Annotated in this window: 13 protein-coding genes; 5 read left to right on the forward strand and 8 right to left on the reverse strand. The window is 63.9% G+C overall.

Annotation, left to right across the window (positions count from 1 at the left end):
- Nucleotides 1-22 precede the first annotated feature (22 nt).
- The 4 genes from R4P65_RS24475 to R4P65_RS24490 all read right to left on the reverse strand — a co-directional run bounded on the left by R4P65_RS24475 (nt 23) and on the right by R4P65_RS24490 (nt 5867).
- On the reverse strand, nt 23-1858 hold the full coding sequence (locus R4P65_RS24475; protein ID WP_317828460.1) for an acyl-CoA dehydrogenase: 1836 nt from the start codon (nt 1856-1858) through the stop codon (nt 23-25).
- Nucleotides 1859-1947: 89 nt separating this feature from the next.
- On the reverse strand, nt 1948-2580 hold the full coding sequence (locus R4P65_RS24480; protein ID WP_230815012.1) for a class I SAM-dependent methyltransferase: 633 nt from the start codon (nt 2578-2580) through the stop codon (nt 1948-1950).
- A gap of 21 nt (nt 2581-2601) precedes the next feature.
- On the reverse strand, nt 2602-5085 hold the full coding sequence (locus tag R4P65_RS24485) for an ABC transporter permease (protein ID WP_317828461.1): 2484 nt from the start codon (nt 5083-5085) through the stop codon (nt 2602-2604).
- Nucleotides 5085-5867 carry an ABC transporter ATP-binding protein gene (locus R4P65_RS24490; RefSeq protein ID WP_317828462.1) on the reverse strand — a complete coding sequence of 261 codons (783 nt, stop codon included), beginning with the start codon at nt 5865-5867 and terminating at the stop codon, nt 5085-5087. The genes R4P65_RS24485 and R4P65_RS24490 overlap by 1 nt, the downstream gene beginning before the upstream one ends.
- 109 nt (nt 5868-5976) lie before the next feature.
- On the opposite strand from R4P65_RS24490, the gene R4P65_RS24495 reads away from it, so the two are divergent.
- The 4 genes from R4P65_RS24495 (at nt 5977) to murJ (ending at nt 10768) form a co-directional block, all read left to right on the forward strand.
- Nucleotides 5977-7215: a sensor histidine kinase gene (locus R4P65_RS24495; protein WP_317828463.1), complete on the forward strand. Its 1239-nt coding sequence runs from the start codon at nt 5977-5979 to the stop codon at nt 7213-7215.
- Nucleotides 7203-7844, forward strand: a complete 642-nt coding sequence (locus R4P65_RS24500; protein WP_003945784.1) for a response regulator transcription factor — start codon at nt 7203-7205, stop codon at nt 7842-7844. The genes R4P65_RS24495 and R4P65_RS24500 overlap by 13 nt, the downstream gene beginning before the upstream one ends.
- A 161-nt stretch (nt 7845-8005) precedes the next feature.
- The gene (locus R4P65_RS24505; RefSeq protein ID WP_317828464.1) at nt 8006-9034 is read left to right on the forward strand and encodes a beta-ketoacyl-ACP synthase III; all 1029 of its coding nucleotides are present in this window, start codon (nt 8006-8008) and stop codon (nt 9032-9034) included.
- A 117-nt stretch (nt 9035-9151) separates the two neighbouring features.
- Nucleotides 9152-10768 carry a murein biosynthesis integral membrane protein MurJ gene (murJ, locus tag R4P65_RS24510; protein WP_317828465.1) on the forward strand — a complete coding sequence of 539 codons (1617 nt, stop codon included), beginning with the start codon at nt 9152-9154 and terminating at the stop codon, nt 10766-10768.
- On the opposite strand, the gene R4P65_RS24515 is transcribed toward murJ, so the two are convergent.
- The 3 genes from R4P65_RS24515 to R4P65_RS24525 form a co-directional block, all read right to left on the reverse strand.
- Nucleotides 10754-11908, reverse strand: a complete 1155-nt coding sequence (locus R4P65_RS24515; protein ID WP_317828466.1) for an alkaline phosphatase family protein — start codon at nt 11906-11908, stop codon at nt 10754-10756. The genes murJ and R4P65_RS24515 overlap by 15 nt on opposite strands.
- Nucleotides 11909-11981: 73 nt before the next feature.
- Nucleotides 11982-12755: a VOC family protein gene (locus tag R4P65_RS24520; RefSeq protein WP_317828467.1), complete on the reverse strand. Its 774-nt coding sequence runs from the start codon at nt 12753-12755 to the stop codon at nt 11982-11984.
- A gap of 261 nt (nt 12756-13016) precedes the next feature.
- Nucleotides 13017-13961 carry an alpha/beta hydrolase gene (locus tag R4P65_RS24525; RefSeq protein ID WP_317828468.1) on the reverse strand — a complete coding sequence of 315 codons (945 nt, stop codon included), beginning with the start codon at nt 13959-13961 and terminating at the stop codon, nt 13017-13019.
- A 65-nt stretch (nt 13962-14026) separates the two neighbouring features.
- Here R4P65_RS24525 and R4P65_RS24530 point away from each other — a divergent pair, with 65 nt between their 5' ends.
- Entirely contained in the window at nt 14027-14320 is a 294-nt protein-coding gene (locus R4P65_RS24530) for a hypothetical protein (protein WP_230815021.1), read from the forward strand.
- Here the strand turns inward: R4P65_RS24530 and R4P65_RS24535 are convergent.
- Nucleotides 14302-15063 carry an SDR family NAD(P)-dependent oxidoreductase gene (locus tag R4P65_RS24535; protein ID WP_230815022.1) on the reverse strand — a complete coding sequence of 254 codons (762 nt, stop codon included), beginning with the start codon at nt 15061-15063 and terminating at the stop codon, nt 14302-14304. The two genes, R4P65_RS24530 and R4P65_RS24535, sit on opposite strands and share 19 nt — an antisense overlap.
- Nucleotides 15064-15097 lie beyond the last annotated feature (34 nt).

A 15097-nucleotide genomic window follows, 5' to 3' on the forward strand; every position in this document is an offset into this window, starting at 1 on the left:
CTTTTCATGAATCAGGAACGAATCAGAATGCTGCTTCGTCGATCTCCATGATGTCGTTCTCGGTGTTCGCGACGATCTCGCGCGAAGCGGTGAGCTCCGGCAGGACGTTCTTGGCGAAGAAGGACGCGATGGCGACCTTGCCCTCGTAGAAGCTCTTGTCCTTGTCGGAAGCGCCGTTGTCGAGTGCTGCGAGAGCGATCTCGGACTGACGGAGCAGCTGCCAGCCGATGAGCAGGTCGCCCACGGACATCAGGAAGCGGACGGAGCCGAGGCCGACCTTGTACAGCTCGGTGGGCTGCTCCTGAGCTCCCATGAGGAAGCCGGTGAGCGTGGCAGCCATGGCCTGGACGTCTTCGAGTGCGGTGGCGAGCAGTGCGCGCTCCGCCTTCAGACGGCCGTTGCCGGCTTCGCTGTCGATGAAGGTCTTGATCTGTCCGGCAACGTGAGCGAGCGCGACGCCGCGGTCACGGGCGATCTTGCGGAAGAAGAAGTCCTGAGCCTGGATGGCCGTGGTGCCTTCGTACAGCGAGTCGATCTTGGAGTCGCGGATGTACTGCTCGATCGGGTAATCCTGCAGGAAGCCGGAGCCACCGAGGGTCTGCAGGCTGTCCGTCAGGTACTGGTACGCACGCTCGGAGCCGACGCCCTTGACGATCGGGAGCAGCAGGTCGTTGACGCGGAACGCGGTGTCCTTGTCTGCGCCCGAGACGAGCTTGGCGACAACCTCGTCCTGGTGTGCTGCGGTGTAGAGGTACACCGCGCGCAGGCCTTCGGCGTATGCCTTCTGCATTGCCAGGCTACGACGCACGTCGGGGTGGTGCGTGATGGTCACGCGCGGCGCGGCCTTGTTGGTCATCTGGGTCAGGTCTGCGCCCTGCACACGCTGCTTGGCGTAGTCGAGAGCATTGAGGTAACCGGTGGAGAGGGTGGCGATTGCCTTGGTGCCGACCATCATTCGAGCGTGCTCGATGACGTCGAACATCTGGGCGATGCCGTTGTGGACCTCGCCGACCAGCCAGCCCTGTGCGGGGATGCCGTGGCCGCCGAAGGTGACCTCACACGTGGCGGAGACCTTCAGGCCCATCTTGTGCTCGACGTTGGTGACGAAGGCGCCGTTGCGCTCGCCGAACTCTTCGGTCTCGAAGTTGAAGTGCGTCTTCGGGACGAAGAACAGGCTCAGGCCCTTGGTGCCGGGTCCGGCGCCTTCGGGGCGAGCGAGAACGAGGTGGAAGATGTTCTCGAACAGGTCGTCCGAGTCGGCCGAGGTGATGAAGCGCTTGACTCCCTCGATGTGCCAGGAGCCGTCGTCCTGCTTGACTGCCTTGGTGCGTCCGGCACCGACGTCGGAGCCGGCGTCGGGCTCGGTGAGGACCATCGTGGCGCCCCATCCGCGTTCGACGATGGTGGCGGCCCACTTCTTCTGCTCTTCGGTGCCGTTGTTGAACAGCACGTCCGCGAAGGCGGGTCCGGCCTGGTACATGTGCGCTGCGGGCTGTGCGCCCAGGATCAGCTCACCGATGGCCCACACGACGGAGCGGGGAACCGGCACGCCGCCGACCTCTTCGCTCAGTCCCATGCGGTACCACTCGGCATCCCACAGAGCCTTGAACGACTTCTTGAAGGATTCCGGAAGTGCAACGGTGTGCGTCTCGGGATCGAAGACAGGGGGGTTGCGGTCCGCGTCGGCGAAAGATTCGCCCAGCGGTCCCTCGGCCAGGCGTGCGACCTCTGCCAGCATGTTGCGGACAGTGTCGGCATCCAGGTCGCCCCAAGCGCCTTCGCTCAGTGGCTTCTCCAGTCCGAGAACCTCGAAGAGGTTGAACTCCAGGTCCCGAACGTTGCTCTTGTAATGGCCCATGTCTTCTGCTTCTCCCAGTGAGGTGGTGCGGTCCAGCACTCCTAGTACCGCCCGAAGTTTATTACTCGTCGGTAACTTAATACATGTTACTAGCCGTTCTTTGCATTGCCAACACCGGATTTGCGTCCGATGACCAGCGCGTCGATCGCGATTCCCGTTTCGGTGTGTCTGTGGGGATTTCCGGCGATCTCGAACTCGAGCTGTCCGCGGAACTCTTGCATCAATTCTTCTGGTGTGTAAAGGATTTCGGGATCTTGCGGCCCGCCGACGCCGTAGTCGATGTTGCTTCGGTCGTGACCCAAAATCATGAGGATTCCATCAGGTTTCAGAGAATTTATGGCACGGTTCACAACCAGGGTGCGTTGTGGTGCGGGCAGATGAAGGTAAAGAAGCAGGGTCAAGTCGTATGCCTGCCCGTTTCCGGGGGCGTAATCCGCGACGGTGACGTCGCCGCATCGGTAGTCGAGACGGTCGAGGACCGATCGGGGTGACCGGGCCGCGATCGTGCGGGCTTTCTCGATCGCGACGGCCGAATAGTCGACGCCGGTCACCTCCCAACCGCGAGTTGCGAGCCACAACGCGTTACGGCCCTCGCCACACGCCAGGTCCAGTGCCTGGCCGTGGGGGAGGGCCGTTGCGTATTCCACCAGTAATTCGTTGGGAGGAGCGCCCCAGACGAGCTCGGATTCTTCGTACTTCTTGTCCCAGGCGGCCGCATCCATAGATGACGACGGTAGTGGCACTCAGTTCTTGCGGACACCGTCCATCGGGTTCTTGCGCAGGGCGGCGCGAGTCGGGATCGCGATGGAGACAAACCCGAGAACCGCGGTCACGGCGACGATGGAACCGTAGATCACCGGTGAAATCGCCGGGATCGGCTGCCCGGACACCGCCACGGCGATGCCCATCAGCGGCGGCAGGGCGATCAGCGATCCGACCACGACGGCGATTCCCACCACCATCAACGATTCGATGCGCATCATCGCTCGGACCTGCTTCGTCCGCGAGCCCACCAGCTGCAGGAGCGCGAACTCGCGGGAACGCTCGGCAGTGGCGGCGACCAGAGTGTTCACGACGGCGACGGCCAGATAACCGAGTAGGACGAGGACGGCGAGGATGCTGACCCACGACTGCATACGCCGCTGATCTTCGCCTGCGGCGCCGAACTGGTCCTGGTTCATCGCGGCGATCGAGGAGAAGGACTGCAACGACCGCTGTACTTCAGTCGACCGTCCGGGTTCGGCAGTAACCAGAACGGTGTCGATCAGGGCGTCGGTGGAGTGCTGACGCAAAGTCTCGATCGGCATGGTCACGTCCCCGAATCCGAGGCCGCGACCGTATTTCGCGACGACCATCGGATGCACCAGCGTTCCGTCACCCAGATAGAGGTCGACGCGCTGGCCAACCTTGGCTCCGAGTGTGAAGGCGCCGTCTTCGCTCACGGCAACGGTATCGCCGGTCAGAGCGCTCAGGTCGCCTTCGGTCACCGCGAGATCGAGGGTCGCGTCGGCACTGGCGGCGTCGATGCCCTGGGCCGCGATCGCGCTGTCGGCTGAGCCGCCTTCCTCGCCACTCGGTACCGGTAAGACCTGGCTGCGCACCACGGGGTTTGCCGCACTCACACCGGGCACCGCTGCAATCGAGTCGAGGAGCGAGGGAGCTATACCGGCCGGAGCGCCGACGATCAGGTCTGCGGTGACGCCCTTGATCGACTGATTGGTCGCCTCGGCTGCGACGGTGCTCTGGCTGAAGAACTGCACCGAGCCCAGCGCGATTGCGAGAGCCAAGGGAACAACGGCCGACGAGAGTCGCCTCGAGTTGGATTCGGCGTTGGCGGCAGCAAGAACTTTCGACGCCGATCGGCTACGGCGCAGCGGGCCGCCGAGGACCCTGATGATGCCGCGCACCAACAACGGGCCGAGCAGCGCGACCGAGAAGATCAAGAGCAGCGCGCTCGAACCGGCTCCGGCGGCTGCCACGCTGCCGGGCAGGAAAGCTGGGAGGATGCACGCGCTGAGGCCGGCGGCGCCGAAGATCAGCCCGGTGATGATGCGTCCGAGGCCCAGTTTCGCCGGGCCGCTTTCGGATTCGCGGAGTGCTTCGACAGGGTCGAGCTTTGCCGGCCGACGGGCAGCGATCGCAGCGGCAGCGCGGGCAGTGAGTACGCAGATCAGGAATGCCGCGATCGCCGGAAGGGGGCTGTAGGCCAACGCGAAATCTGTGGGCATGACCCCGGCTGCGGCGAACTGTGCGCCTAGAACTCGGGCGAGCAGATATCCGGGCACCGCGCCGAGGGCCGCAGCAGCTGCAGCAACGAGCAGCACTTCACGCCCGATCATGACGTGGACCTGCCGAGTGGTGGCTCCGATCGCACGCAGCAGAGCGAACTCTCGGCGCCTGGCGTTGATCGAGAGCGACAGCGTGCTGGAAACGACGAACATGCTGACCATCAATGCAAGGCCCGCAAACGTGGCGCAGAGCACGATCAACTGAGTCCGCGCAGCACCGGCGTCGAGGAATTCGATGCCTCCGCGCGCAGTGCCGGTCGAGACCTCCGCGCCGGTTCCGGCGAGTGCATCGCGGGCGAGAGCGGCAGCATCCACGCCTTCGGGAGCGATCAATCCGACTGCGGTGACAGCGTTCTGGTGCGGCCACAACCGTTCGGCCTCTGCGTCGTCGAGGAAGACGAGTGCCGGACGGTCGGGTGACGGCACCGAGGCCGAATCAGCTGTGCCGACGACGGTGTACTCGTCGGCTATCGCGCCGTGAGCCAGCGTGATTCGCTCGCCGAGCGCGGCGCCCGTGGTCGAGACCACCTCGTCTCGGCTCTGCGGAGCGCGACCTTCGGTGAGCGAGTACGGCGCCAATTGTGCTGTGTTCCAAGGATGTGCATCGAGTACGACGCCCTCGGCGGTGCTGACGGGGACGGAGATGTCGGGAACCACGGTGACATCGAGTGCGTCGAGCTTGCGGACCGTATCGCTGTCGAGGAGAACTCGCTCGGCAAAAGGCTGATCGGCGTCTTCCTTGACCTCGAGCGCCTGTGGCGCACTCACGACGGCGTCGGCACCGGCGTAGAGATGTGGTGAGACGCCGCCTCGCACTCCCGATTCCAGCAGCACACCCAGACCGCAGGTGAGGAGAGCCGCGCAGAATACGGAGACGAACACGGCGACGAAACCGGCCCGATGCGCTTTCAGGTGCGCAAAGGTGTGCGCTTTCATCATCACCAGTCCCCGAGGTGTGTCATGCGCTCGGCGATCTGCTGCGGCGTCGGTCGGTCGATGTGCCCGACCAGTTTCCCGTCGGCGAGGAACAGCACACGATCGGCGTACGACGCGGCCACCGGGTCGTGCGTGACCATGACGATGGTCTGATCGAACTCGGCGGCTGTCCGGCGCAACAACTCCAGAACCTGCTTGGCGCTGCGGGAGTCGAGGGCGCCGGTCGGTTCGTCGGCAAAGAGTGCGTCGGGGTGGGTGACGAGGGCGCGCGCGATGGCGACGCGTTGCTGCTGACCGCCGGACAGTTCGGAGGGTTTGCGCTTTCGGTGTGATCCGAGTCCGACGGATTCGAGGACGAAGGTCAGGTACTGCTTGTCGGCTCGTCGTCCGGCGAGCAGTAGCGGGAGCGTGACGTTCTGCTCGACGTCGAGAGCGCCGAGCAGGTTGTAGGCCTGGAAGACGAAACCGATGTGATCGCGACGGAAGATGCTGCGGGCCTTCGGCTTCAGCTGTGAGATCTCGGTGTCGCCCAGCCACACCGATCCGCTGCTCGGTCGATCGAGGCCCGCGGCGCAGTGCAGGAAAGTGCTCTTGCCCGATCCGGATGGGCCCATCACGGCGGTGAAGGTGCTGCGAGGCAGGGTGAGGCTGATGCTGTCGAGGGCGGTCACGGCGCCGCGGCCGTTGCCGTAGACCTTGCTGACGCCTTCGAGTCGCACGGCGGATGTTCGGGCGGCCGTGGCACCAGGAGCCGGCGAGGTGAGGACCGAGTGTCGATTCTTCATGGGATGAACGCTATGGAGATTCGGCATTCGTCGACATCCAGCAGAGTCCCGAATCGATGGTGTAGCCAGCTGTAGTGGATCGTGCGGTGCGGTGCGGCATGCTGGTGCAGTGAAGAAGAGAACCAGGGCTGCGGTGTACGTACTCGTCGAGGGTGCGGCAGCTGTGGTCTCCTTGTTCCTGTTGATGGTCGGTCTCATTCTTTTGTCGCTCTCGATTTTGATCGTCGGCTGGTTGCTGTTGCCGTCGTACGTGCGAGTGCTCCGGTGGTGGGCGTGCCTGGCTCGAGGGCGAACGGCTGCGTACACCGGGCGCCCTGTTCTGCAGCGATATCCGCCGATGCCGAGCAATCCGACATTCGGGGACTGGAGCAGGTTCCTCACCGATCAGTCGACGAGGCGCGACGCGGCCTGGTTGTCGATTCACGGTCTGGGTGCTTTCGTCGCGGCGATGCTGACAATTGCGCTGCCACTCGGTGCACTCAATGCGATTGCTGTCCCGCTGTACTGGCAGCAGATGCCCGCGGGCGAACCCGTCAACAACCCGTACCCCGTGACGTCGTGGTTGGGCGCTGCCGGAATGCCGTTGATCGGCATCCTGTACCTCCTGATCGCGTGGTGGTTGATCCCCGCGATGGCGAAATGGATCAGCTGGTCGACCACGACTTTGCTTGCGCCGGATACGCGTTCGGACCTCTCGAAGCGCGTCACCGCCCTGACGGCCAGCCGCGCTGCGGCGCTCGACGCGCATTCGGCCGAACTCAAGCGCATCGAGCGGGATCTGCACGACGGCGCGCAGAACCGTCTGGTCGCGGTGGTGATGATGTTGGGGATGGCCGAGCGGTCGTTGCAGAACAATCCGGACCAGGCTCTGCCACAACTGCATCGGGCCCAGGATGCGGCCACCGAGGCGTTGAGCGAACTCCGGACGTTGGTGCACGACATCTACCCGCCGATCCTCGACGAGTTGGGTCTGGAGGGCGCGATCTCCGCGCTCGCCGGGCGCTCCGCCGTGCCCTGCGTACTCGAGATCGACGAACTCCGCCGTGCCCCGGCTGCCGTCGAGGCTGCTGCGTACTTCGTCGTCGCCGAGGCCTTGACCAACGTCGCAAAACACAGCGGAGCGCGCAGGGTCACCGTCACGGCACGGACGGAGACGTCGGACGACTCGTTGGGTGAGACGATGCTCATCGATGTGATCGACGACGGTCAGGGCGGCGCGAACGAACGCCCGGGCGGCGGCGTGGCGGGTATCCGACGCCGGGTCGAGGCTTTCGAAGGAACCGCAGTATTGGAGAGCCCGGAGGGTGGACCGACAACGATGAGGGTGGAACTACCGTGCGGATTCTGATTGCCGAGGACGACGCTCTCCTGCGAGAGGGGCTGGCACTGCTGCTCCGCGGAGAGGGCTTCGAGGTGTCTGCCGTCTCCGACGCCGCACAGTTCCTCACGGTGTTCGAGGAGACAGCCCCCGACGCCGCGGTGCTCGACGTCCGGATGCCTCCTACTTTCACCAACGAGGGGCTTCGAGCGGCGATCGAGGTGCGCAAGCTTCGCCCGGGCTTTCCCGTCCTGGTCCTTTCTGCGTACGTCGAGGATCGCTACGCCGGTGAATTGTTGGCCGGAGGCGCCGGCGGGGTCGGGTACCTGCTCAAGGAACGGGTCGGCAAGGTAGCCGAGTTCGTCGACGCATTGAACCGGGTCGTCGACGGCGGAACCGTGATGGATCCCGAGGTCGTATCCCAACTGATGAGCCGTCGACGCGCCGACGATCCGATCAGATCACTGACCCCACGCGAGTCCGAGGTTCTCGGCCTGATGGCGGAGGGGCTGGGAAATCAGGAAATCGCCAGGAAATTGGTCGTCAGCGACACTGCTGTGAGCAAGCACATAGGAAATATCTTCGCAAAACTCGGCCTGTCGGCTTCCGAAAGCGGGCATCGTCGTGTTTTGGCAGTTCTAGCTCATTTGCGCGCCTGATCGTGGATCTGGACTACATACCTGACCGAAGCGTAATGTGAGCCAGCCTCATGTTGTTGCCGTGATCGAACGGTGACCTGAGAGGCAGGGGCTTATGTCCTGTACGTAACGTGTGATGTCGAATGCGCGTCATCACCAGAAACCAACGAGGAGATCGATCAATGGGTAAGCCGATTGCCAGTGTGGCCGGAGGTCGGCAGTCCGTCCTTCTCGGGCTCGGCGTTCACCGCCCGGAGCGAGTCGTGACCAACGACGAGATCTGCGAGCTGATCGATTCCACCGACGAGTGGATCCAGACGCGATCGGGTATCAAGTCGCGCCGGTTCTCCGGCGAAGGTGAAGGCATCCTCGCGATGTCGATCAGCGCGGCCCGTAAAGCACTGGACGTCAGTGGCATGGCGCCCGAGCAGATCGGCGCCGTGATCATCGCGACGTCGACGTGGGACTTGCAGACTCCTCAGGCTGCGTCCATCGTCGCCCACGAGCTCGGTATCAAGGGTCCGGCTGCATTCGACGTCGCAGCAGGTTGCGCCGGTTTCTGTACCGCCCTTGCGGTGGCCAGCGACCTCGTTCGCGGTGGCACCGTAGATCACGTTCTTGTGGTCGGCGTCGAGTTGATGAGCGAGGCCACCGAGCCCACCGATCGCAGCGTTCGCTTCATCTTCGGTGACGGCGCAGGCGCAGTTGTCGTCGGCCCGAGCGATACCGTCGGAATCGGCCCGGTCGAGTGGGGTTCCGATGGCAGCCAGTCCGACGCCATCGTTCAGGAGCCGAGCTGGCTCGACTACACCAAGGACCCGACCGGACCTCGGCCGTGGATCAAGATGGCCGGTACCGCGGTGTTCCGCTGGGCTGCCTTCGAGATGGGCAAGGTCGCGACCCGGACGCTCGAGAAGTCGGGGCTGGGTATCGAGGACATCGACGCTTTTGTGCCGCACCAGGCAAACCAGCGCATCAACGAGGTCATCGCTCGCAGCATGAAGCTGCCTGAGGGCTTCCCGGTCTCCAACGACATCGCCGAGACAGGCAACACGTCCGCGGCGTCGATCCCGCTCGCTATGGAGCAGATGCTGCGCGACGGCCAGTGCAAGGCGGGCGACAAGGCCCTGCTTCTCGCCTTCGGTGCCGGTCTGTCCTTCGCCGGTCAGGTTGTTGTCATGCCGCCGTTGGCTGGGGCAGAATCAGCCTGATCTTCACGCGTACGTACTGAGCGCCTCGAACTTCGGTTCGGGGCGCTCAGTCGTTTCCAGGAGGGCGGTCGTTTCCGGTCCGGCGCGTTGAGCACTGCGATGTGGCACCCTGGCGAGATGGTCGAGAGCGTGGGGGAGTCCGAACGTACGGGTGAGACGGGCGGCAGCTTGGCAAAGATGGGCGGGCAAGTGGCGCTCGCCAGCACGGTCAGCCGGATCACCGGTTTCGTCCGCACCCTTGCCCTTGCCGCTGTCCTGGGCATTGCCCTGGTCAGCGATGCGTACAACGCGGCCAACAGCTTCCCCAACATGGTCTATCAGCTCCTCCTCGGCGGGATTCTCGCCAGTGTCCTGCTTCCGTATCTGACGCGGCAACGACGCCGTGGGCGGAAGCTCGAACGTGAGCAGACGCAGCGCGTCCTCACTGTGGGAGCGCTTGCTCTTGCTCTCGTGACGGCAGTGGCCGTGGTGTGCGCGCCGCCGCTGGTCTCGGCCGTGATCGATGATCCGGCTCAACGCGAGCTCACGACGCTCTTCGCGTATTTGCTTCTGCCGGAGATCTTCTTCTACGGCATCACGGCGATGATGACGGCTGTGCTCAGTGTTCGATCGGTGTTCGGTGCGCCGGCCTGGGCGCCGGTGATCAACAACGTCGTCCTTCTGGTGACGGTCGCAGTCTTCCTGTGCATCCCGGGGCCGGTGGCTCTGACTCCCGAGTCGATGACAATGGCGCAGGTTCTGGTGATCGGTATCGGTACTCTGCTCGGGATCGTGGCGCAAACCGCCGTCGTTGCTCGAGCGCTGCACCGCAACGGGTTTCGGTGGCGCCTTCGCGTGCGGGTCGTCCCGCACACCTGGCGCCCGGTGCGCGTCGGGGCGCCGTTGCTCGGGTGGGCTCTGGTGTACGTCGTTGCCGGTCAGGTTGGGGTGTGGGTGACGATGAAGGTGACGCTCTCACGTCACGTCTACTCGATGTACACGCACGCGGATCTGCTGTTTCAAGTGGCGTACGGCGTTCTCGGTGTGTCGTTGTTGACGGTGCTGATGCCGCGGATCGCCAGGTCGGTTGCTGCGGGATACGACGACGGCGTCGTATCCGACCTCGGCCGGGGAGCTCGGTATTCGGTGGTGGCGCTGATTCCGGTTACCGTGGCGCTCATGGTCTTCGGTCCTTCGTTGACCACCCTGATCTTCTTCGGCCGAGTAGACGGCAGCAGCGCCCGGTTGATCGGAACTGCCGTGGCAGTCAGCGCATTCGGGCTGGTGCCGTTTGCGATGGTCATGCTTCAGCTCCGAGTGTTTTACGCCGACAACAACACCCGAACTCCCGCGGCGATAGCCGTGGTGATGGTAGTTGCCAAGACGGCGCTTGTTCTTCTTGCGTCACTGTCGGCGAGTGACGAAACGCTGGTCCTGGCCGTCTGTGCAGCCGGCTCGTTCTCCTACGTGTGCGGAGCGGTGCTGGGCCACGTCCTGCTTCGAAAGCGATATGGACTGTTGGGATTCCGCCACGTGCGGGCCACCGTCGGAAGGATTTCGACGGCGGCAGTTCTGGCAGGCGGTTGTGCGCTGGCTTTGGTGGTGGCGGTTCAGAATCGAGTCCCCGAGCCCAGGCTTGCTGCTGTTATTTCATTGTCGGCGGGTGCGGCCGTTGGTGCCGTCGTCCTGTTGGGCGCATGCAAGGTCGTCGGGGTTCCCGAGATTCGCCGGGCGCGAGCCCTACTGCTGTCCTGAGGACAAGAGCGGTACCAGCAGTTCATCCGGAGTGAGGGCGCCGTGCTGTCCACGGAGGCCGGACAGTCCCGATTCGACAGATCGACGTACGACGGCCACGTCCCCGGAAGCAATGGCGATGACATCACCGATCCGGCCGTGATACTCGGAATGCACTGCGGGCCCGAATAATCCCGCGACTATGCCCTCGGATCTGGTCCCGATCCACATGCGGTCACCAAGTTCGGCACGCCAGCGGTCCGCAACATCTTGCGCGGCGCCTTCTCTGGTGTGGATGTGACGACAACGCGGTTCACCGGCAAGAGCGAGTACGTCTTTTGACAGAATCGGAGTGTTGTCGAAGTCGATCTTGTTCTCGTCCAACACGTCGACCATTCCGTGGTCAGCCGTCACCAGCAATCTGACGTCCGGACCGAGAGCCGCGGCGAGTTGTTCGACCAGTCGATCGACAAGCATCAGTTGGAATGTCCACGGTTCGGACTCGGGCCCGTAGACGTGGCCCAGCGCGTCGATCTCACTGATGTAGCAGTAAGTGAATGTCCGGTCCGCGGATTTCGACGCGGCCACCGTGCGAGCGAGGAGGTCTCCGTACGCCTGGATCCCGGCGAACTGGGCACCGCGCATTCCCGCCCGGGTGAGGCCGCTGCCGTCGAATTTAGACGGAACGACGGTAGTGACGGTGATGCCGGCGGCCGCTGCGCGATCGAAGGTCGTGGCCTGCGGCTGCAGGGTCTCCGGGACGATGGAGTCGGTCTGAGAATCCTTCTTGCCTGCGCTGTGCCAGCCCAGCCAGTTGAACACCGAATCGGCTTCTTCGACGTAGGACTGGTAGCCGGTGATGCCGTGCGCTCCCGACGGCAGACCGGTCCCCAGCGAGACGATGCTGGTGGCCGTGGTCGTGGGGAATCCTGCCCGTATGGGCGTTCCGGCGAGCGAATTCAGGAATGGTGCATGTTCGGCGTTGCGGGCGAGCAAATTCGCGCCCATCCCGTCTACCAGCAGAATGACGGTCTTTTTGCTGGGCTGCAGATCGAGACGGTTCGCTTCGCCGCTCACGCCGAGGGAAGCGAGTACCGACGGCGCAAGCGTCGACAGAGTCGGCTGGGAGTACACATCGAGGAGAGGTGCGGGGGCGGGCATCCCATGAGATTAGGCGTTGGACACAGAAAACTGCATACCTTCTGGGCGAGTGTTCAAATCTGCGCGCGGAAGTTCACTCCATGATCGTCGAGATCTGGAACTTGGCACCGAGAGGATCGGCAACCGATGCGAGACGGCCGAAGGGCGTGTCCTCGGGGTCGCGCAATACGCTGCCGCCGAATTCGACGACCTTGGCGACTGCAGCATCCGTGTCGTCCGCCCCGAAGTACACCTGCCAGAACGACGGCACCTCCGCCGGGAGGAACGAGCTGGCATCCATCAAACCGGCGACGACGGTGTCGCCCTGCTTGGCCTGTGAGTACCGGAACTCGTCGCTGTCGCCGATGGACTCGTAGGTCCAGCCGAACACGTCGGTGTAGAACGGCAGAACTGCGGCGTAGTTCTTGGACAATGTCTCGTGCCACACCGGTGTGCTCGCCTCGCCCACCAGCCCGAAGCCATTGTGCTGATCTGCCTGCCAGATACCGACGACGGCACCGGCCGGATCGCCCACGATCGCCATGCTGCCCTGGGGACCGACCTGCATCGACGGCATCATGATCATGCCGCCTGCGGCTTCGGCCTTGGACGCCGACGCTGCCGCATCAGCAGAGGAGATGTAGGTGGTCCAGACGTCGCCGTACGGGTTTCCCTCCTGCTGGGGGCCTAGCCCGGCGATGGGCTGACCGTCTTTGCTGAAGATCGCGTAGCCGCCGTACTGCGGGTCGTCGTTTGCGTCAGCCTGCCAACCGAACACGTTGGTGTAGAAGGATTTGGCAACCGCGGTGTCTGAGCTGGTGAGGTCGATCCAACAGGGCGTTCCGTCGAGCGCTGTACGTGCGGGCATCTGAAAACTCTCCTTTACCGAAACGGATACACAAGCAAGGGACACAGAGCGGGCTGGCCAATGAAGGCGCGATTCTCACGCTACGCGAGTACCCCGACACATTCCCAGGGCTCGAGAGCTTTGGAGTATTTGACCGTTCGCGCTTACCTGTGGGCCGGACCTGCCAATGTCATCTTCGCCGGATCGTCCTCGGGATACCGAAGTTGATGGGGCACTTGCTCGATCGGCAAGGACGTTCCACCGTTGTGGTGCCGGTACGGGTCAGTTCGTGATCAACCCCGTGCGATCGAGCCACGCGAGCGCATGGCGTGAGAACTCGTCCGGAATCTCCAACTGAGGGGTGTGGCCGGTATCGCCGAGAATGATGGTGGTCCAGTGTGGATGAGCGGCAGCCGCTGCCCGTGCGGCCTCGACCGGGACCAGTCGATCGCGGTCGCCGTGCATCAGGAGCGTCGGAGTCATGATCTCTCGCAGGGTCTTTCGATACGAGGCCGGGCGGGCGAGGGTCCTCAGCAGTGACCGTGCTGCCTGGAGGAACTCGGCATCCTGAGCGGGTTCGTTGCGGCGAATCGCCGTCAGCGCGGCGCCCGCTTCGAGAACCGCGGGGTCTGCTCGCGTCGGATCGGCGAAACACAATCTGGTCATCTGTGCGGCCAATTGGTGGTCGGACATCTTCCGGCGTCCGAAGCCGAGAACCTGCTCGCCGACGTACGGCATCGAGTAGAGCGTGAATTGTGCCGCGACGGTCAGGTCGGGAAGTTGGACGGGCAGGGGGAGTGCCGGATCCACCAGGACCAGGCCGGCCACTGATTCGGGACTGGCGTGGGTCGCCATCGCGGAGACCATTCCGCCCATGGAATTGCCGAACAGGACGGCGGGTTCACCGACCACCGTGTCGAGAAAGCGATTCAGGAGTGCTGCGTTGGCATCGACGCCGGTGTGTCGCCCACGGGCAGAGGTGAGTCCGAATCCCGCGAGGTCCAGTGCGTACACACGCGTGTGCGCCGCCAGTGCTGGTGCCACCCGTACCCAGTTGAGGTGTGAGCCGCCCAGTCCGTGAACGAGCACGATGGGCGGCGCTCCGCTGGGACCGCCGAAGTCGATCCAGTGAACATCACCACCAAGATCGGTGTTGTTGCTTGTCCCGCCCCACGGGTGCGTAAGGGTGCTTCCGTCGGCGACTTGGGCCGAAACAGCGGATTCCATACCTGACAGGATGCACCGAGGTGCGGTGGTAGTCACGCGCTCGTCCCAGTTCGAGATCCGAAATTGTGCGCTCGATCACGGGTTTTCGAGAAGCTCACGAAACGGTCAAAACGGAATTTGACTGGTACCAAGCATTTTTCGCGCTCGGTTCACGAAGTTCGAAGGCGCCCGGCGCGCGTCTCGACGATGTGGGTTCGGGCATACTGAAAACCATGTGGTGGATGGTCGGGCTCATAGTGCTAGCCGCGTTGGTTTTGGCATCCGTTGTGGTCGGTTTCGTTTTCCGCCGCCCGATCGCCGAAGACAAGTCGGCGGTGCTTGCCTTCGACGACGCCACCTCTCAGCCCCAGCGCGACTGACCACCGTCGAGCGGAATTGTTGCTCCGGTCAGATAAGCGGCGTCCGGGCCGACCAGGAAAGCCACCGCAGTGCCGATGTCCGTTTCGCAGTCTCCGATCCTCCGCAGCGGAATCCCGGCAACAAAGGCGGCAGCCTCTTCCGGGCGCGCATCTGCCCAACGCTGTAACCCGGGTGACGACGCGTGTGGCGCCACCGCGTTGACACGGATCCCGTCGACGCCCCATTCGCACGCTGCTGCGCGGCTGAGGGCTCGGACGGATTCCTTCACGGCCGCGTATCCGCCGTAGCCGGCAGCGTCCCAGCGGACGGCCACGGAACTGACCATGTTGATGATCGCCCCGCCTCCGCGCTCCTTCATGAACGGATAGCACGCTTGCATGGTTCGCAGCGTCGCGACGGGACCGGATGTCAGTCCGTCGGCAAGGCGCTCCGGAGTGAGGTCGAGGACGTTGCCGAGCGGGTTGAGGCTGGCGTTGTTGATCAGAATGTCGACGCCGCCGAACAGTTCCACTGTTCGCGACACGGCGGCGGTGATGGAATCCGCGTCGGCGATGTCCACGAGTACCGGTTCGGCACGGCCGCCGCGTTCGGTGATTTCGTTACATGTGACGACGAGTTTCGACTCGGTCCGGCCCGCCACGGCGACGGAAGCACCTTCCTTGGCGAGTGCCAACGCAACTCCCTGGCCGACGCCTTGCCCTGCACCAGTGATCAGGGCCACTTTTCCATCCAACTTGCCCACTGCTGTTCTCCTGCTCGTCATTCAACGGTTCCCG

The sequence above is a fragment of the Rhodococcus sp. IEGM 1318 genome (assembly GCF_033142465.1).
Taxonomy (GTDB): domain Bacteria; phylum Actinomycetota; class Actinomycetes; order Mycobacteriales; family Mycobacteriaceae; genus Rhodococcus_F; species Rhodococcus_F qingshengii_B.